General features: G+C 71.2%; 17 protein-coding genes and 2 pseudogenes. 7 read left to right on the top strand and 12 right to left on the bottom strand.

Annotation, left to right across the window (positions count from 1 at the left end; genetic code table 11):
* Positions 1 to 340 (top strand): annotated as a pseudogene (locus E7Z54_RS24285) (galactokinase); the annotation flags it as partial.
* On the opposite strand, the gene E7Z54_RS22555 reads toward E7Z54_RS24285, so the two are convergent.
* Positions 333 to 1553, bottom strand: coding sequence for an acyl-CoA dehydrogenase family protein (locus E7Z54_RS22555; RefSeq protein WP_136436974.1), 1221 nt, complete (start codon positions 1551 to 1553; stop codon positions 333 to 335). The pseudogene E7Z54_RS24285 and the gene E7Z54_RS22555 overlap by 8 nt on opposite strands.
* Positions 1553 to 2917 carry an acyl-CoA dehydrogenase family protein gene (locus E7Z54_RS22550; RefSeq protein ID WP_136436973.1) on the bottom strand — a complete coding sequence of 455 codons (1365 nt, stop codon included), beginning with the start codon at positions 2915 to 2917 and terminating at the stop codon, positions 1553 to 1555. The genes E7Z54_RS22555 and E7Z54_RS22550 overlap by 1 nt, the downstream gene beginning before the upstream one ends.
* Before the next feature lie 99 nt (positions 2918 to 3016).
* Here E7Z54_RS22550 and def point away from each other — a divergent pair, with 99 nt between their 5' ends.
* Positions 3017 to 3619 carry a peptide deformylase gene (gene def / locus E7Z54_RS22545; protein ID WP_136436972.1) on the top strand — a complete coding sequence of 201 codons (603 nt, stop codon included), beginning with the start codon at positions 3017 to 3019 and terminating at the stop codon, positions 3617 to 3619.
* A gap of 85 nt (positions 3620 to 3704) precedes the next feature.
* On the opposite strand, the gene E7Z54_RS22540 is transcribed toward def, so the two are convergent.
* From E7Z54_RS22540 to cobA, 3 genes are read right to left on the bottom strand one after another with little or no spacing between them, the layout of a single operon-like run.
* Positions 3705 to 4202, bottom strand: coding sequence for a carboxymuconolactone decarboxylase family protein (locus tag E7Z54_RS22540; protein ID WP_136436971.1), 498 nt, complete (start codon positions 4200 to 4202; stop codon positions 3705 to 3707).
* 43 nt (positions 4203 to 4245) lie between these two features.
* Positions 4246 to 5049 carry a TrmH family RNA methyltransferase gene (locus tag E7Z54_RS22535; protein ID WP_136436970.1) on the bottom strand — a complete coding sequence of 268 codons (804 nt, stop codon included), beginning with the start codon at positions 5047 to 5049 and terminating at the stop codon, positions 4246 to 4248.
* A gap of 8 nt (positions 5050 to 5057) precedes the next feature.
* A complete protein-coding gene (gene cobA, locus E7Z54_RS22530; protein WP_136436969.1) occupies positions 5058 to 6290 on the bottom strand; it encodes a uroporphyrinogen-III C-methyltransferase in 1233 nt (410 codons plus the stop codon).
* 69 nt (positions 6291 to 6359) lie between these two features.
* Here cobA and E7Z54_RS22525 point away from each other — a divergent pair, with 69 nt between their 5' ends.
* Together E7Z54_RS22525 and E7Z54_RS22520 are read left to right on the top strand one after the other, a co-directional pair.
* Positions 6360 to 6887, top strand: a complete 528-nt coding sequence (locus tag E7Z54_RS22525) for a YbhB/YbcL family Raf kinase inhibitor-like protein (RefSeq protein WP_136436968.1) — start codon at positions 6360 to 6362, stop codon at positions 6885 to 6887.
* Between the two features lie 38 nt (positions 6888 to 6925).
* The gene (locus E7Z54_RS22520) at positions 6926 to 9019 is read left to right on the top strand and encodes an elongation factor G (protein WP_136436967.1); all 2094 of its coding nucleotides are present in this window, start codon (positions 6926 to 6928) and stop codon (positions 9017 to 9019) included.
* A gap of 1 nt (position 9020) precedes the next feature.
* Here the strand turns inward: E7Z54_RS22520 and E7Z54_RS22515 are convergent, their stop codons facing one another.
* The 3 genes from E7Z54_RS22515 to E7Z54_RS22505 all read right to left on the bottom strand — a co-directional run bounded on the left by E7Z54_RS22515 (position 9021) and on the right by E7Z54_RS22505 (position 11702).
* Positions 9021 to 9680, bottom strand: coding sequence for an FMN reductase (locus E7Z54_RS22515; RefSeq protein ID WP_136436966.1), 660 nt, complete (start codon positions 9678 to 9680; stop codon positions 9021 to 9023).
* A 2-nt stretch (positions 9681 to 9682) separates the two neighbouring features.
* Positions 9683 to 10858, bottom strand: a complete 1176-nt coding sequence (locus tag E7Z54_RS22510) for an LLM class flavin-dependent oxidoreductase (RefSeq protein ID WP_136436965.1) — start codon at positions 10856 to 10858, stop codon at positions 9683 to 9685.
* A 61-nt stretch (positions 10859 to 10919) separates the two neighbouring features.
* On the bottom strand, positions 10920 to 11702 hold the full coding sequence (locus E7Z54_RS22505) for a PP2C family protein-serine/threonine phosphatase (RefSeq protein ID WP_136436964.1): 783 nt from the start codon (positions 11700 to 11702) through the stop codon (positions 10920 to 10922).
* A 107-nt stretch (positions 11703 to 11809) separates the two neighbouring features.
* On the opposite strand from E7Z54_RS22505, the gene E7Z54_RS22500 reads away from it, so the two are divergent.
* A complete protein-coding gene (locus E7Z54_RS22500) occupies positions 11810 to 12796 on the top strand; it encodes an alpha/beta hydrolase (RefSeq protein WP_136436963.1) in 987 nt (328 codons plus the stop codon).
* Positions 12797 to 12855: 59 nt separating this feature from the next.
* The gene (locus tag E7Z54_RS22495) at positions 12856 to 13218 is read left to right on the top strand and encodes a hypothetical protein (RefSeq protein ID WP_136436962.1); all 363 of its coding nucleotides are present in this window, start codon (positions 12856 to 12858) and stop codon (positions 13216 to 13218) included.
* A 13-nt stretch (positions 13219 to 13231) separates the two neighbouring features.
* Here the strand turns inward: E7Z54_RS22495 and E7Z54_RS22490 are convergent, their stop codons facing one another.
* Genes E7Z54_RS22490 through E7Z54_RS22475 form a run of 4 tightly spaced genes read right to left on the bottom strand, consistent with a single transcriptional unit; the run spans position 13232 to position 16407 of the window.
* Positions 13232 to 14017 (bottom strand): sulfite exporter TauE/SafE family protein, encoded by a 786-nt coding sequence (locus tag E7Z54_RS22490; protein WP_136436961.1) that lies wholly within the window; start codon positions 14015 to 14017, stop codon positions 13232 to 13234.
* On the bottom strand, positions 14014 to 15111 hold the full coding sequence (locus E7Z54_RS22485) for an SPFH domain-containing protein (RefSeq protein ID WP_206056477.1): 1098 nt from the start codon (positions 15109 to 15111) through the stop codon (positions 14014 to 14016). The genes E7Z54_RS22490 and E7Z54_RS22485 overlap by 4 nt, the downstream gene beginning before the upstream one ends.
* 11 nt (positions 15112 to 15122) lie before the next feature.
* Positions 15123 to 15584, bottom strand: a complete 462-nt coding sequence (locus E7Z54_RS22480) for an NfeD family protein (protein ID WP_136436960.1) — start codon at positions 15582 to 15584, stop codon at positions 15123 to 15125.
* Positions 15585 to 15609: 25 nt separating this feature from the next.
* The gene (locus E7Z54_RS22475; RefSeq protein ID WP_136436959.1) at positions 15610 to 16407 is read right to left on the bottom strand and encodes an ABC transporter ATP-binding protein; all 798 of its coding nucleotides are present in this window, start codon (positions 16405 to 16407) and stop codon (positions 15610 to 15612) included.
* Between the two features lie 88 nt (positions 16408 to 16495).
* On the opposite strand from E7Z54_RS22475, the pseudogene E7Z54_RS22470 reads away from it, so the two are divergent.
* Positions 16496 to 16715: pseudogene (locus E7Z54_RS22470) on the top strand (hypothetical protein); the annotation flags it as partial.

The following is a 16715-nucleotide window of genomic DNA, read 5'->3' as shown; positions in this document are numbered from 1 at the left end:
GGTCGAGGAGTCGGTCGACGCGCTCGCCGACGCCGACTGGGCCGCGCTCGGCTCGCTCATGGCCGCCTCGCACGCGTCCCTGCGCCACGACTTCCAGGTCACCGTGCCCGAGGTCGACCTCGCGGTCGACGCGGCCCACGAGGGCGGGGCACTCGGCGCTCGGATGACCGGAGGCGGGTTCGGCGGCTGCACGATCGCGTTGGTCTCGACCGCGGAGGGAGGCGCCGGCGGTGTCGCCAAGGTGCGCGACAGCATCGACTCCGCCTTCGCCGCCGCGGGCCACCCGCGGCCGACGCACCACCTGGTGCACCCGGCCGCGGGCGCCCACACGCTCACTTGAGCTCGGCGCTGGACAGGTTGAGGATCCGGCGGGCCACGATCAGCTGCTGGATCTGCTGGGTGCCCTCGAAGATGTCGAGGATCTTGGAGTCGCGTGCCCACTTCTCGAGCAGCTCCGTCTCCGAGTAGCCCACCGACGAGCAGAGCTCCACGCACGAGAGCGTGACGTCCGAGCCGACCCGGCCGGCCTTGGCCTTGGCCATCGAGGCCTCGAGCGAGTTCGGCTTGCGGTTGTCGGCCATCCAGGCGGCCTGGAGGGTGAGCAGGCGCGCGCCCTCCCAGTCGGCCTCGAGCTGGACGAACTTGGCCGCAGCCGCGTGCTGAAGGTACGCCGGCCGGTCGTAGTCGATCTCGACGCCGGCCTGGGCGAGCAGGTCGCGGGTCAGATCGAGCGAGGCCCGCGCGCAACCGACGGCCATGGCCGCCACCAGGGGGCGGGTGTTGTCGAAGGTCGCCATCGCCCCGGCGAAGCCCTGCTCGACGTTGATCTCGGGAGAGCCCATGAGGTTCTCCTTCGGGACGCGGCAGTCCGTGAAGGTGATCACCGCCGTGTCGGAGGCCCGGATGCCGAGCTTGTCCTCGAGCCGCTCGACCTTGAGGCCGGGGGTGCCCTTCTCCACGACGAACGACTTGATCGCGGCGCGACCGAGCGACTTGTCCAGCGTCGCCCACACGACGACGCAGTCCGAGCGCTCACCGGCGGTGACGAAGATCTTCTCGCCGTTGATGACGTACTCGTCGCCGTCGAGCACAGCGGTGGTCGAGACGGCGGCCGAGTCCGAGCCGAAGCTCGGCTCGGTGATCGCCATGGACGCCCACTTGCCCTCGAACCGCTTGAGCTGCTCGTCGTCGGCCACCGAGGCGATGGCCGAGTTGCCCAGGCCCTGGCGCGGGAACGACAGCATGAGGCCGACGTCGCCCCAGCACATCTCGGCGATCGAGGTCACCGAGGCCATGTTGGCGCCGTTCTTGACGGCGCTCTTGCCGTCGTCGCCGTTGGCGTCGCGACGGACGCCGGTCGCGCCGGCGCCCTCGCTCGCCCCCGACTCCGCGAGGCCGTCGATCATCGCGGCGAGGACGTCGAGCTCCTTCGGATACTCGTGCTCGGCGAGGTCGTACTTGCGTGAGATCGGCCGCAGCATGTTCATCGCGACCTGGTGGGCCTGGTCGATCAGAGCCCGGTGCTTCCGGGGCACCTCGAGGTTGATGGCCATCAGACCAGCACCGTCCCTTCCATGATGCCGATGGCACGCAGGTCGCGGTACCAACGTTCGACCGGGTGCTCCTTGACGAAGCCGTGGCCACCGAGCAGCTGCACGCCGTCGTTGCCGATCTGCATGCCCTTCTCGGCGCAGATCCTGCGGGCGAGCGCGACCTCGCGGCTGAAGTCCTTGCCTGCCGCGGCTCGCGAGGCCGCGCGGTAGGTCAGCAGGCGCATGGCCTGCAGCTCGATGGCGATGTTGGCGACCATGAACGCCACCGACTGGCGGTGGGCGATCGGCTCGCCGAACGCCTCGCGCTCCTTGACGTACGGCGTCACGTAGTCGAGCACCGCCTGTGCCGTGCCGAGGGACAGCGCGCACCACGCCAGGCGCGAGAGGCGCACGCAGTCGGTGTAGGTGGAGCCGTCTGTCTCGCCGAGCACGGCCTCGCCGGGGACCTTCACGTCCTCGAGGAGGAGCTTGGTCATGGTCGCGGCGCGGACCCCCATGGCGGGGTCGCCCTCGATGCTGAGGCCCTCGGTGGAGGACTCGACGAGGAAGAGGACCGGCTTGCCGTCGAGGCTGGCGCCGACGATGAACAGTTCCGCGCTGTCCCCGCGGGCGACCAGGCTCTTCACGCCGTTGAGGACGTAGCCGTCACCGGACCTCACGGCCGTCGCGGCCGGGCTGAGCACGTCGAACAGGACAGTGGGCTCGTTGAGCGCGAGGGCGGCCGCGGGGACGGCGTCGGCGGTGAACGCCGGCAGGTAGGTCTGCTGCTGCTGGTCGGTGCCCCAGAGGCCGATCGCGGTCGCGACCGATCCGGGCGCCAGCGTTGCGACCGCGAGACCCATGTCGCCCTTGGCGAGCGCCTCCGCGACCAGGGTGCCGGCCATGGCCGACCGCTCCTCGGAGACGCCGCCCAGCGACTCGGGCAGGCCGAGGATCGGCAGGCCGATCTCGAGGCTGGCCTTGAGCAGCGGTTCGGGCGCGGCGCACGCAGCGTCGGCCTCGGCCGCGGCGGGCCGCACGACCTCCTCGGCGAACTCGCCCACCAGGTCGACGAGCATCTGCTCATCCTCGGTGGGGGTCAGGTCGAAGACGCCGGTCGACCGCGCCTTCGCGGGGCGAGCGCCCGGCTGCCCCTTCTTGCCGGCCTTCGCGAAGGTGCGGCTGGCGTTGGTCATCGTCTTGAACCCGGTGCGGGTGACGTTGAAGACCACCTGCTCGGTCTGCCTGCGCAGACCGACCTTGTCGATGAGGTCGCTCTGGGCGAGCCGGTTGAGGCCGGCGACGAGGAAGCCGATGGGGTCTCGGCTCTCCGTGCTCGGAACCCCGAACTTGCCGCCCGGCTTGAGGTTGCTGATCAGGGACATGCCGTCAATGTAACTGTGAGTTACACAGCGCGCTACAGCAGGGGCCCGATTTCCGGGGTCGGGTGCGTCACGTCCCGGCGCGCTGCCTAGGCTCTCCCCATGTTCAGCGGCAACGAGGAGCTCGAGTCACCCGCCGTAGCGCCGCACGGGCCGCTCCCCGGAGGCGGCCGGGTGCGTCCGATGACCCGCTGGGGAACCCCGATCATGCACCGCCCGCAGCAGCCTGTCACGGTCTTCGACGACTCCCTGCGGAAGCTCGCGGCCGACATGGTCGCCACCATGTACGCCGCCGAGGGGGTGGGCCTCGCCGCCTGCCAGATCGGCGAGGACGTCGCGATGTTCGTGTTCGACTGCCCCGACGAGTCGGACCAGCGGGTGGTCGGCGTGGTGTGCAACCCGACCCTGGTCCTGCCCGAGGGCAGGGAGCGTCGGCTCGACGACAGCCTCGAGGGATGCCTGTCCTACCCGGGTGCGTTCGTGGCCTGCGCCCGCCCGGACTTCGCGGTCGTGGAGGGCCAGGGTCTGGACGGCGAGCCGGTGCGGTTCGAGGGCGACGGACTGCTCGCGAAGTGCCTCCAGCACGAGACCGACCACACCCGCGGCACCGTCTTCGGCGACCGCGTGTCGGCGAAGGCGATGAAGAAGCTGCGCAAGCAGCACGATGCGGCCGCCGAGGAGTACCCGCCGGACTGGCCCACCTGACGCCGCGAGGGATTCGGCCGGCCTTCCACCTGGTGACGGTCGACCTGAGGGCTGTCGATCTGCCCGGCGCGCTCCTGCGGGCTGATCAGGCGTCGGCCGCGACCGCGTGGCTCGGCAGCACGCACGCCGTGTCGAGTCCGAGCACCCGGTTGAGCCGGCCGAAAGCGATCCAGGAACCCAGGCACATCGAGAGCTCGGCGATCTCCCGGTCGGAGTACGACGCGCGCATCCGCGCCCAGAACGCGTCGTCGATCCCGTGGTGGTCGGTGGCGAAGCGCTCGGCGTACTCCGCAGCGAGCCGACTGCGCTCGTCGAGACCCGCCGTCGTACGCCACTCCTCGACGGCGCGGAGATAGCCCTCCTCGACCTTCTCGCCGTCGCGCTCGGTGCGCCAGTCCAGGCAGAAGCGGCAGCCGTTGATCTGGGCGATCCGCAGCCGAGCGGCCTCGAACTCGCGCAGGCCGAGGGTGCCGCGCTCGTAGATGCTCATGGCGAAGGCCGACGCGGCCGGACCGATGCCCGGAACCAGCTCGCCCCAGACGTAGCCGACCGGGTCCTTGCCCTCGGGAACCTCGATGAACATGGCGAAGCCTCCTCATATCGGTGCCAGAAGGCTACCCCGTGGGTCAGCGCCGTGCAGTCACGTAGCAGGCGACGGCAGTCGCGGCCGCCACGTTCAGGCTGTCGATGCCAGCGGCCATCGGGATGATCGCCCGCCGGTCGGCTGACTGCTGCCAGCGCTCCGAGAGGCCGTGGCCCTCCGAGCCCAGGACGAGCGCGACCTTGTCCAGGCCGGCCACGGCCTGCTCGATCGGCACCGCGTCCTCACCGAGGGTCAGCGCGACCGTGGTGAAACCGGCGGCAGAGAGGGTCGGCAGGGCGCCGTACCAGTCGGGCAGGCGCGTCCAGGGCAGGGTGAAGACGGCGCCCATCGCGACCTTGATCGAGCGACGGTAGAGCGGGTCGGCGCACCGCGGAGCGAGCAGCACCGCGTCGAAGCCGAGCGCGGCTCCGGAGCGCAGGATGGCCCCGACGTTCGTGTGGTCGACGATGTCCTCGAGCACCAGGACCGACCGCGCGCCGGCCAGGACCTCCTCGACAGGCGGCAGCGGCCGCCGTTCCAGAGAGGCGAGGGCCCCGCGGTGCACATGGAACCCGGTGACCTCCTCGGCCAGCGCCTCGGACACCACGAAGCAGGGTGCGTCGGAGCGCTCCAGCACGTCGGCCAGGCCGTCGAGCCACCGCGGCGCCATCAGGTACGACCGCGGCGTGAAGCCGGCCTCCACCGCCCGGCGCACGACCTTCTCCCCCTCCGCGAGGAAGAGCCCGTGCTCGGCCTCGAGGTGCTTGCGCAGCTCGACGTCGCGGAGGTCGCGGTAGTCGGCCAGCCGCGGGTCGTCGGCCGACGTGACCTCGACAAGTTCAGCCACCGGCGGGCTCAGCCACCGGCCGGGAAGGCATCGGGGTGTGCGACGCGCACCACCTCGCCGATCACGATGATCGCGGGCGGCTTGACCGCCTCGGCCTCCAGCTGCTTGGCGAGGGTGTCGAGCGTGGCCAGCACGGTGCGCTGGGTCGGCATGGTGCCGTCGCACACCACGGCCACCGGTGTGTCGGCGGAGCGTCCGCCGGCGACCAGGGCGTCGGCGATCTGCGAGGCGTTCTCCACGCCCATCATCACCACCACGGTGCCCCGGAGGCGGCCCAGGGCGTCGTAGTCGACCAGCGACTCGGGATGGCCGGGCGGCAGGTGGCCGGACACCACTGCGAACTCGTGCGCCACGCCTCGGTGGGTCACCGGGATGCCGGCGACGGCCGGGACGGAGACCGGGGAGGTGAGGCCCGGGATCACGGTGACGGGCACACCGGCCGCGCGGCAGGCGAGCACCTCCTCGTAGCCTCGGCCGAAGACGAAGTTGTCGCCACCCTTGAAGCGCACCACCCGCTTGCCCTCGAGGGCGCGCTCGACGATGACCCGGTTGATCTCGTCCTGCTGGGCCGACCGCCCCCGTGGCAGCTTGGCCACGTCGATCAGCTCGACGTCGTGAGGCAGCTCGCCCAGGAGCTCACGCGGGGCGAGCCGGTCGGCGACGACGACGTCGGCCTCCATCAGCGCCCGGCGACCTGCGACCGACATCAGCTCCGGATCGCCCGGTCCACCGCCGACGAGGGTCACCCCGGGCGTCTTGTCGCGATGGTGGGGCGCAGCGATCGTGCCCTCACGCAGCCCCTCGACGATCTCGTCCCGGAGCGCCGCCGTACGACGGGGATCGGGACTGCCCAGGACCGCGACCGTGACGTCCGCGTGGCGACCCACCGCCGGCGTCCAGGCGGTGCCCAGGCTCGCGTCGTCGGACCGCACGCAGAAGATCCGACGCTCGTCGCACAGTGCGCTGACGTGGTCGTTGACCGGGCGGTCGTCGGTGACCGCCATGACGTACCAGGCCCCGTCGAGGTCCGCGTCCTCGAAGGCGCGCTGGTGCCAGGTGATCTCTCCGGACCCGACCAGCCCTTCGATCGCAGGCGTGGTGTGCGGGGAGACGACGTGGACGTCGGCACCCACGGCGATCAGCTGCGGCACCCGGCGCTGGGCGACGTGCCCGCCGCCGACGACGAGGACACGGCGGCCGGCCAGACGGAGGCCCGAGGGGTACGGCGGAAAGTCGGTCACGGGCCTATTCTCCCGACTGCCCCCGACCTGTCGGTGACACCGGTCAGGTAGCGGACTAACTTCGGTGACATGAGTCTCGATCGCCCCGTGGCCCCCGACCCCTACCCGCTGCTCCCCTCGGTCCCGTCGTTCAGCGTCACCAGCGCCGACGTCAGCGACGCCCGGCCGCTCAAGGACGACCAGGTCTATGGCAAGGGCAACACCTCACCGGAGCTCACCTGGGAGCCCGGGCCGGAGGGCACCCAGAGCTACGTCGTGACGTGCTTCGACCCCGACGCCCCGATCCCCAGCGGCTTCTGGCACTGGGTGGTCGTCGACATCCCGGCCGACGTGACCAGCCTGCCGACCGGAGCAGGCGCCTCGGACGACGCGCTGCCGGACGGCGCCTTCCACGTGCGGAACGACTTCGGCACGCCGGACTTCGCCGGCGCCGCGCCGCCGCAAGGCGACCAGGTCCACCGGTACATGTTCGTCGTGCACGCCGTGAAGGAGCCGAAGCTCGGCGTCGACCGGTCGGCCACGCCGGCCGTCGTCGGGTTCAACCTCGCCTTCAAGACACTCGGCCGAGCGATGATCACCGGCACCTACCAGCACTGACGCTTGTGCCGTAGGCCACCTAGCGGTTGGCTGAGGGCATGGCCGACAAGACGTCCCGGAAGGTCACCGCTCACGACCTGGCGGCGCCGGGGCCCGACCGGATCCGCAACGTCGTTCTGGTCGGGCCCACCCACTCAGGGAAGACCTCGCTCGTCGAGGCGATGCTGGTCCACGCCGGCGCGATCACTCGGGCCGGCGCGGTCACCGATGGCACGACCGTCTGCGACCACGAGGACGGCGAACGCGTCCGGGGCCGCTCCGTCTCGCTCGCCGTCGCCCCGGTCGTGCACGCCGGGGTCAAGGTCAACCTCGTCGACACCCCGGGGTACGCCGACTTCGTGGGTGAGGTCCGCGCAGGCCTGCGGGCCGCCGACTGTGCCCTGTTCGTGATCGCCGCCAACGAGGGCGTCGACGCCGCCACGCGGCGGCTCTGGCAGGAGTGCGCCGACGTCTCGATGCCCCGGGCGGTCGTCATCAGCAAGCTCGACCACGCCCGGGCCGACCCCGAGGGCGTGCTCGTCGCGACGCAGCAGGCCTTCGGCGGTCCGACCGGCGCCAAGGTGCTGCCCGTCTGCGTCCCGACGGGGGGCGGGGTCGCTCCCCTCCTCGGGGACGGCGCCGACGACCCGCGACGCGCCGAGCTGATCGAGGCCGTGATCGAGGAGTCCGAGGACGAGACGCTGATGGACCGCTACGTGAGCGGCGAGCAGATCGACGAGAAGACCCTCGTCGCCGACCTCGAGAAGGCCATCGCACAGGCGGGGTTCTTCCCGGTGGTGCCGGTGTGCGCGACCTCCGGTGACGGCGTGGCCGAGCTGCTCGACCTGTGCGTGCGAGCGTTCCCCTCACCCCTCGAGCACCGGGCACCGGAGGTCTTCACGCCCGCCGGAGGTTCAGCCGGCGTCGTCACGTGCGACCCCTCGGGCCCGCTGGTCGCCGAGGTCGTCAAGACGGCGAGCGACCCGTACGTCGGCCGCCTGAGCCTGGTGCGGGTCTTCTCCGGGACCCTCGATCCGGACATGCGGCTCCACGTCTCCGGCCACTTCGCCTCGTTCTTCGACCTCCCCGACCACGAGGACCACGACGAGGACGAACGGATCGGGGCCTTGGCCCACCCGTTCGGCGCGCACCAGGTGCTGGCGTCGCGTGTCGTCGCCGGGGACATCGCGACGATCGGCCGGCTCACCCGGGCGGAGACCGGCGACACGCTCTCCGACCCGGACCGGCCCGTCGTACTCCGCCCGTGGGCGATGCCCGACCCGCTCCTCCCGATCGCGATCGAGGCGGCCACCCGCTCCGACGAGGACAAGCTCTCGGGTGCGCTCGCCCGTCTCGCCGCCGAGGACCCCAGCCTGCGGGTGCAGTTCGTCGCCGAGACCGGCCAGATCGTCCTGTGGGTGGTCGGCGAGTCGCACGCCGACGTGGCCCTGGAGCGGCTCCGGGAGCGGTACGGCGTCGGCATCGAGCAGCGCGAGGTCGTCATCCCTCTGCGCGAGTGCTTCGGCGGCGCTGCTCAGGGACACGGCCGGAACGTCAAGCAGTCGGGCGGACACGGCCAGTACGCCGTCTGCGACATCACGGTGGAGCCGCTGCCTGAGGGATCAGGGTTCGAGTTCGTCGACAAGGTCGTCGGCGGGGCCGTGCCACGGCAGTTCATCCCGAGCGTCGAGAAGGGCGTCCGGGCCCAGATGGAGCGTGGGGTCCGTGCGGAATATCCCGTCGTCGACATCCGGGTCACGCTCGTCGACGGCAAGTCGCACAGTGTCGACTCCTCGGACATGGCCTTCCAGACCGCCGGTGCGCTGGCGCTGCGGGACGCCGCCGCGCAGACGCCGGTGCTGCTGCTCGAGCCCTTCGACGAGGTCGCGGTCGTGGTGCCCGACGAGCTCGTCGGCACCGTGATGTCCGATCTGTCGGCACGGCGCGGCCGACTGCTCGGAACCGACCAGGTCACCTCCCCGACCGGGACGCAGGACATCGTGGTCCGCGCCCAGGTTCCGCAGCGGGACCTGGTGCGCTACGCGATCGACCTGCGGTCGATGACGCACGGAGCCGGCACGTTCACCCGGACCTTCGCCCACTACGAGCCGATGCCCGAGGAGATCGCGAAGGACGTGTCGCCGCGGGCCTGAGTCAGCGGACCGTGTCGCCGTCGCTGGCTTCGCGGAGCAGCTGCTCGAACGGTGTGGGCGCGGCGAACTCGTCGTCGACCGAGCGGCGTCGCGCGACCTGCCGGACCGTCGCCTGGCCCGAGCAGCCCAGCAGCGCGGCCAGCTCGGTCGCCGCGCGGTCGGCGCGCTTGCGCAGGCCGCCGTCGACCGCGCCCCCTCCGAAGTCCTCGCTGGCGGCGAAGATCCCGGTGGGCACCACGAGTGCGCGCAGGTAGGAGAAGAGCGGGCGCAGCGCATGGTCGAGCACGAGGCTGTGGCGCGCCGTCCCGGCGGTGGCGGCGATCAGGACGGGCTTGCCTTCCAGCGCACCGACCCGGAGGACGTCGAAGAACGTCTTGAACAGACCGGAGTAGGAGCCGGAGAAGACGGGCGTCACCACCACCAGCGCGTCGGCCGCGGTGACCTTGTCGATGGCGTCGGCGAGGTCACCCGAGGGGAAGCCGGTCAGCAGGTGATCGGCCAGCGCGTGCGCGAGCGGGCGCAGCTCGACGTACTCCACCTCGACCTCCTCACCCCGAGCGGTGACGGCCCGCTCGGCGGCGGACCCGAGCAGCTCGGCCAGGACCCTGGTCGAGGACGGGACGGACAGCCCCGCGGAGATGACGGTGATCGAACGGTCCATGGTCACAGCTCTCCTTCGAGTATCCGGGCGACCTCGGGGTCGTGGAGGTCGCGGTCACTGGTGCCCGTGGCGGAGTCGCCCTCGACGTGGACGGTGGCATCCATGGGTCCCCCCGCGGCCTGGACGAGCGAGGCGTGGGTCGGCGCGTCCGGCACCTGGCCGGGCCGGCCCTCGGCGAACCCCCTGCGCATCTCGGGGAGGATCTCGCCCAGGAGGTCGAGCTGCTCGAGGACCGTCTTGAGCGGCAGGCCGGCGTGGTCGAGCAGGAACAGCTGGCGCTGGTAGTCCCCTGCGTACTCTCGGAACGACAGGGTGCGCTCCAGCACCTGCTGCGGCGAGCCGACGGTCAGCGGCGTCTGCTGGGTGAAGTCCTCGAGCGAAGGCCCGTGGCCGTAGACCGGGGCGTTGTCGAAGTACGGGCGGAACTCGTTCCACGCGTCCTGGCTGTTCCTGCGCATGAAGAACTGCCCGCCGAGGCCCACGATCGCCTGCTCGGCCGAGCCGTGGCCGTAGTGCTCGAAGCGCTCGCGGTAGAGGCGCACCATCTGCGCGGTGTGCGACGCGGGCCAGAAGATGTGGTTGTGGAAGAACCCGTCGCCGTAGTAGGCCGCCTGCTCGGCGATCTCCGGGCTGCGGATCGAGCCGTGCCACACGAACGGGGCGACGCCGTCGAGCGGGCGTGGGGTCGAGGTGTAGCCCTGCAGCGGGGTCCGGAAACGGCCCTCCCAGTCCACGACGTCCTCGGTCCACAGCCGGCGCAGCAGCGCGTAGTTCTCGATTGCGAGGTTGATGCCCTGGCGAATGTCCTTGCCGAACCACGGGTAGACCGGGCCGGTGTTGCCGCGCCCCAGCATCAGGTCGACGCGACCGTCGGTGAGGTGCTGGATCTTGGCGTAGTCCTCAGCGATCAGGACGGGATCGGTCGTCGTGATCAGCGTGGTGGCGGTGGAGAGGATGATCCGCTCGGTCTGCGCGCCGATGTAGGCGAGCGTCGCTGTCGGGTTGGACGCGATGAACGGTGGGTTGTGGTGCTCCCCGGTCGCGAACACGTCGAGACCCACCTCCTCGGCCTTCTTCGCGATCGCGACCGTCGCCTTGATCCGCTCGTGCTCGCTCGGCGTACGGCCGGTCGTCGGGTCGGTGGTGACGTCGCCGACGGTGAAGATGCCGATCTGCATGTCCGCTCCCTGGTGGTCTCGGGGACTCTGGTGTCTGTCGCCGGGGAAAACAGGTGACATGTCAACTATATTCCGGATCCCTCCCCAGGACCAGCACCGCGCGGTCGTCGTCGCCCCGGTCGACGAGGTCGATGATCCGTTTCGCCACCCCGGTCCAGCCGTCGAGCACGGCGGCGTGGGCCGTCTTTCGGAGCCAGGTGATGCCCTCGTCGATGTCCTGGGACCGGGACTCGACGACGCCGTCGGTGTAGAACAACAGCGCCTCACCGGGGGCCAGGACACCCTCACTCACGTGGACCTCGGGGGTCTCGCTCACGCCCAGGGCGGTGCCCCGGGCGTTGTCCACCTCCCAGGTGGCCGTGGCGGCGCGCCACCGCAGAGCCGGCGGGTGACCGGCGCTGCGGATCAGGTAGTCACCGGTCGTCAGGTCGATCGCAACGTGGACGGCGGTCGCGAAGCTCTCCTCGGAGGGCTGGCGCAGGAGATAGTCGTTCGCACCGGTGAGCAGCCGCTCGGCCGGCACGGCCACGATCAGGCTCTCCAGCGCGCCCGCGAACCGGAGTGCTGCGGGAACAGCGGACTCGCCGCTGCCGCAGACATCGACCAGCACCATCTGAAGGACGCCCCGTTCGGTCAAGAGGTCGGCGATGATGAAGTCCCCGCCGTACTCGAAGCCCTCGGCGGCCAGCATCGCGGACTGCTGGTGCCATCCTGGCGGCAGCGGTGGGACCTTCGCCCGCGCCTGGAGGCGGTCGCGCAGCTCGGCGAGGACCGCTTCCGCAGAGCGGCCCGCACCGCTGTCCGGCCTATCGTGGGCCGACAGGTCGGCGGGGCGGTGATTCACCCGATCAGCCTACGCAGGTACGCTCGGCTTCGGGCCCGGTCCGGCCAACCCCCCTTGATCGGACCGGGTCCACCCGTTTGTGCACCGGACGGTGGGAGGATCGTCTTGTGACCGAGCAGTCCACGCATCGCACCGAGTCCTCCTACGAGGTCGTCACCGACGTCCTCGGCGCGCCGTGGGTGGCCGAGACCATCCCGCTGGAGCCCGACTTCGAGGGCGAGGTCGTTGCGACCCTGGTGAGCCGCCGCACGGGCTCCCCCACCGACCGGGCGACCCTGCACGTCCACGGGTTCTCGGACTACTTCTTCCACGCGGAGCACGGCGAGTGGTGGATCGAGCGCGGTCACGACATGTATGGCCTGGACCTGCGCAAGTACGGGCGGTCGCTGCGGCCGCACCAGTCCGCCACGTACGTCGCCGACCTGGCCGAGTACTTCGAGGAGCTCGACGCCGCATGGGAGCGGATCACCGTGCGGGACGGCCACACCAGGGTCGTCCTCACCGCCCACTCCACGGGCGGGCTGATCGTCTCCTTGTGGGCCGACTCGCGGAAGCCGACGGAGCTCGCGGGCCTCGTCCTCAACTCCCCCTGGCTCGACCTCCAGGGCAGGTCGTGGATGCGATCACCGGCAATGACCACGGTGATCGACCGCGTCGGCCGGCGCCAGCCGATGCGAGAGCTCAGGCGCGAGGTGACCGGGTTCTACACGCGCAGCCTGCACCGCGAGCACGACGGCGAATGGGACTTCGACCTCACCTGGAAGCCGCTCGGGTCCTTCCCCGTGCGCTTCGGGTGGCTGCGCGCCATCCGGATCGGGCATGCGCAGGTGCAGCGCGGCCTCGACGTTCCGGCGCCGGTGCTGGTGCTCTCCTCCGACCGCAGCAGCGCGCCGAGGGAGCTCTGCGACGACGTGTTCTGCACCGACCTGGTGCTCGACGTGCGCCAGATCCGCCGGTGGGCGACGGCGGTCGGCAAGCACACGACCTACATCGCCATCCCCGGCGCGGTCCACGACGTGCTGCTGTCCCGACCGACCCCCCGCAAGCGGGCCTACGACGAGATCGACCGCTGGTTGTCGACCTACGTCTCCTGACCTCGGCCTCCGGTGCGGCGTGCCCTGAGACCGCCGTCCCGGGGCGCTAGCCTCGCCTCATGGATCCCGTGACTGGCATCTCCCTGGGCCGCATCGCCATCGGCGTCGGCGCACTGGCCGCCCCCACCCCCACTGCCCGCCTGTTCGGCCTGGCCCCGGCCGAGAACCCGCAGCTCGGCTACTTCGGCCGCATGTTCGGGGCGCGGGAGATCGCGCTCGGCGCGATCACGCTCCTGTCGAAGGGCGCGCTGCGCCGCAACCTCACGATCGTCGGCATGGCCGTCGACGGTGCGGACGCAGCGACCGGCGCCCTCGAGCTCCGAGGTGGCCGGGTCCCGAAGGTCGCAGGCGCGATGCTGATCGGCGGCGCACTCGGCGCGGTCGGCTCCGGCGTCGCGGGGTTGTTCCTCAACCGCGGCTAGCGACCCACGGGGCTCAGCCCGCGACGATCACCGCCGCGGCGACGAAGCCGACCGTCACGATGACCCCGCGGAGCACGAGCGGTGACAGCCTGCGACCGACGGATGCCCCGAGGAGGCCGCCGCCCACGGCACCCACGGCCAGCACGGCCGTGGCCAGCCAGGCGATGTCGACGCCGTCGACGAGGTCGAACTGCGCGACGACGATGAACACCACCGAGGCGACGGCGTTGGCGGAGGCGGCGAGGATGTTCTTGACCGCGTTGAGTCGCTGCATCGCGTCGTGCACCCCCGCGCCGAGGACGCCCATGCTGATGACTCCGAAGGCAGCGCCGAAGTAGCCGCCGTACGCCCCGGTCATGAACATGGCGGGCCAGACCCATTCGGCGTCGGGCGCGTTGGTCTCGCCCGCCTCGGCCCGCTCGCGCACGCGTCGGGCCAGCCAGGGCTGCAGGGCCACCAGGGCCACGCCGAACAGGATGAGGGCGGGCACGATCGCCTCGAACGCGCGCGGCGGCAGCACCAGCAGGAGGACCGCGCCGACGACGCCGCCGAGCAGGACGGCACTCGTCAGGCGCAGGATCCGCGTCCGCTGGCCGACGAGCTCACGGCGATAGCCGAACGCGCCCGCGACCGAGCCCGGGACCAGGCCGATGCAGTTGGACATGTTGGCCGTGACGGGGGGGATTCCGAGCGCCAGCATCGTCGGGAAGGTGACCAGGGTGCCGGACCCGACGATGGTGTTGATGACGCCCGCCCAGACGCCGGCGAAGAGAAGCGCGCCGAGTTCGACCGCAGTCACTCCGCCGTGGGGGCTTCCGACGGCGTCGTCGTGCCGGTGCCGGGACCAGCGGCGCTCTGTGCCTCGGCGATCGCCTGCCGCGCCGCCTCGCCGGCCGCGCTCTGCTCGCGGTCCCCGGACTCGAAGGAGATGGTCGGCTCGGTCGGCCCCATCTCGACCCGCTTGGCCGGTCCTGAGGTGTGCTTCGGGATGCCGGCGATCTCGTGGATGGAGGAGCCGAGTCCCTCGAGCGCCTTGGTGATCTCGGAGGGGATCACCCAGAGCTTGTTGGCGTCGCCCTCGGCGATCTTCGGCATCATCTGGAGGTACTGGTAGGCCAGCAGCGACTGGTCGGGGCGGCCGTCGTGGATCGCCTGGAAGACGGTCTGGATCGCCTGGCCCTCACCCTGCGCACGCAGGATCGCGGACTCGCGCTCCGCCTGGGCGGCCAGGATGACCGCCTCGCGATCGCCCTCCGCGTTGAGGATCGCCGCCTGCTTGTTGCCCTCGGCGGTGAGGATCGCCGACTGCCGCTGGCCCTCGGCCGTGAGGATGAACGCCCGCTTGTCGCGGTCGGCGCGCATCTGCTTCTCCATCGCGTCCTTGATGGACGGCGGCGGCTCGATGCCCTTGATCTCCACGCGCTTGACCTTGATGCCCCAGCGCCCGGTGGTCTCGTCGAGGACGGCCGACAGCCCGCTGTTGATCGTCTCCCGGCTGGTCAGGGTCTGCTCGAGGTCCATGCCGCCGACGACGTTGCGCAGCGTGGTCATGGTGAGCTGCTCGATCGCCTGGATGTAGTTGGAGATCTCGTACGTCGCCGCGATCGGGTCGGTGACCTGGAAGAAGATCACGGTGTCGATGTCCACCGTCAGGTTGTCCTCGGTGATCGCGCCCTGCGGCGGGAAGCTCACCACCTGCTCACGCAGGTCGATCATGTAGTGCACCTTGTCGATGAACGGCACCACGAAATTCAGACCCGCCGGAAGCGTCTCCTTGTACTTCCCGAAGCGCTCCACCACGCCGGCGTAGGCCTGCGGCACGACACGGATCGCCTTCGCGATCACGACGATCACGAAGAGCAGCAACAGGCCCAGCAGAACCAGGATCACCATGGGGAACTCCTTCAGCGGGGGGTATCGAAAACGGGACGTACGTGCGCGGTGGCGCCGACGATCGCGATCACCTCGACGGTGCGGCCGGCCTCGATCTCGGCCTCGGCACCGGGCGAGACCGCGAGCCAGCTCTCGCCACCGATCTTCACCCGACCCGGGCTGAGCGCAGCGATCGACTCGGTGACCAGGCCGTGTGCACCCACCAGGCTCGCCGGGCCGAGCACCAGGTCCGGCCCGCCGTGGAGACGCCTCAGGAGCGGAGGACGCACGGCGCCCATCAACAGCACCGCAGCGGCGGAGGCGACGAGCACCTGCACCACGACGTTCTCGGTGACCAGCGCGGTACCCATTCCGGCCAGTGCGCCGCCGGCGAGCATCAGCAGGAAGAGATCCATGCTCAGCATCTCGGCGACGCCCAGCACGATGGCGACCGCCAGCCACGTCTCCCAGAGATGGTCACGCAGCCAGTCCATGACCTGAACTCTAATGCCAGGGGTGTCAGCCCCGGTGGTGGCGCTTGCGGCGGGCGGCGTAGCGGCCGTCGTGCTCCTCGAGGACCAGGGGCATCCCGAACGTCGCGGACAACGCCTCGGCGGTCAGCGTGGGGCCGATCGGGCCCTGCGCGACAACGGCGCCGTCGCGCAGCATCAGGACGTGGGTGAAGCCCGGCGGGATCTCCTCCACGTGGTGGGAGACGAGCACCGTCGCCGGGGAGTCGGGGTCGTAGGCCAGCACGGAGAGAGTGGAGACCAGGTCCTCCCTGCCGCCGAGGTCGAGCCCTGCCGCAGGCTCGTCTAGGAGCAGCAGCTCCGGGTCGGTCATCAGGGCCCGCGCGATCTGCACCCGCTTGCGCTCGCCCTCGCTCAGGGTCCCGAACGTGCGGTCGGCGAGGCGCATCACGCCCACTTCCCGGAGCAGGTCCTCGGCACGACGGTGGTCGAGGTCGTCGTACTCCTCCCGCCATCGGCCGAGCACGGCGTACGACGCCGACACGACCAGATCGCGAACGGTCTCGTTGCGCGGGATCCGCTCGGCGACCGCCGCGCTGGCCACCCCGATGCGCGGCCGCAGGTCGAACACGTCGACGGTCCCGAGCAGCTCACCCAGGATGCCGACCGCGCCGGACGTGGGGTGCATCTGGGCGCCCGCGACCTGGAGGAGGGTGGTCTTCCCGGCGCCGTTGGCTCCCAGGACGACCCAGCGCTCCCCGTCCTTGACCACCCAGGTGACGCGGTCGAGGAGGATCGCCTGACCACGGCGCACGGACACCTCGGCGAGCTCGAGCACGGCGGACATGCGGGTAACCCTAGCCAGCCGCCGATCACGTTCCGGCGGGAACCCGACGGCGCGGCGCGCGGGCGCCGGTGCCGTAGTCTCGCCCGCCGTGAGCCTCCTTCCGCGGTCCGGTCGCCTCGCCTGGTGGGGCACGGCCTGGCTGCGCGGACATGTCGGCCCCGACGACCTCCTGGACGGCGTGCTCGGCGGCGCGGACGAGGACGAGCCGGAGCGAGACACCGCCCACGTGGTGCTCGGGGACACCGGGCCGGAGTCGCTGCTGCTGGAGCTGGCGGCCGCGCGGAACCGGGGCGCCGACGGTGTCGGGG

The sequence above is a fragment of the Nocardioides sp. genome (assembly GCF_004803405.1).
Lineage (GTDB): Bacteria > Actinomycetota > Actinomycetes > Propionibacteriales > Nocardioidaceae > Nocardioides > Nocardioides vastitatis.
Note: the sequence above shows the minus strand (reverse complement) of the source record. Positions and strands in the feature narration are given on the sequence as shown.

Excerpts from the sequence above, each read along its gene's own strand:
- E7Z54_RS22555 (WP_136436974.1), bottom strand. The coding sequence starts at position 1,553 with ATGGCCATCAACCTCGAGGTGCCCCGGAAGCACCGGGCTCTGATCGAC.
- E7Z54_RS22550 (WP_136436973.1), bottom strand. The coding sequence starts at position 2,917 with ATGTCCCTGATCAGCAACCTCAAGCCGGGCGGCAAGTTCGGGGTTCCG.
- def (WP_136436972.1), top strand. The coding sequence starts at position 3,017 with ATGTTCAGCGGCAACGAGGAGCTCGAGTCACCCGCCGTAGCGCCGCAC.
- E7Z54_RS22540 (WP_136436971.1), bottom strand. The coding sequence starts at position 4,202 with ATGTTCATCGAGGTTCCCGAGGGCAAGGACCCGGTCGGCTACGTCTGG.
- E7Z54_RS22525 (WP_136436968.1), top strand. The coding sequence starts at position 6,360 with ATGAGTCTCGATCGCCCCGTGGCCCCCGACCCCTACCCGCTGCTCCCC.
- E7Z54_RS22520 (WP_136436967.1), top strand. The coding sequence starts at position 6,926 with ATGGCCGACAAGACGTCCCGGAAGGTCACCGCTCACGACCTGGCGGCG.
- E7Z54_RS22515 (WP_136436966.1), bottom strand. The coding sequence starts at position 9,680 with ATGGACCGTTCGATCACCGTCATCTCCGCGGGGCTGTCCGTCCCGTCC.
- E7Z54_RS22510 (WP_136436965.1), bottom strand. The coding sequence starts at position 10,858 with ATGCAGATCGGCATCTTCACCGTCGGCGACGTCACCACCGACCCGACG.
- E7Z54_RS22495 (WP_136436962.1), top strand. The coding sequence starts at position 12,856 with ATGGATCCCGTGACTGGCATCTCCCTGGGCCGCATCGCCATCGGCGTC.
- E7Z54_RS22485 (WP_206056477.1), bottom strand. The coding sequence starts at position 15,111 with ATGGTGATCCTGGTTCTGCTGGGCCTGTTGCTGCTCTTCGTGATCGTC.
- E7Z54_RS22480 (WP_136436960.1), bottom strand. The coding sequence starts at position 15,584 with ATGGACTGGCTGCGTGACCATCTCTGGGAGACGTGGCTGGCGGTCGCC.
- E7Z54_RS22475 (WP_136436959.1), bottom strand. The coding sequence starts at position 16,407 with ATGTCCGCCGTGCTCGAGCTCGCCGAGGTGTCCGTGCGCCGTGGTCAG.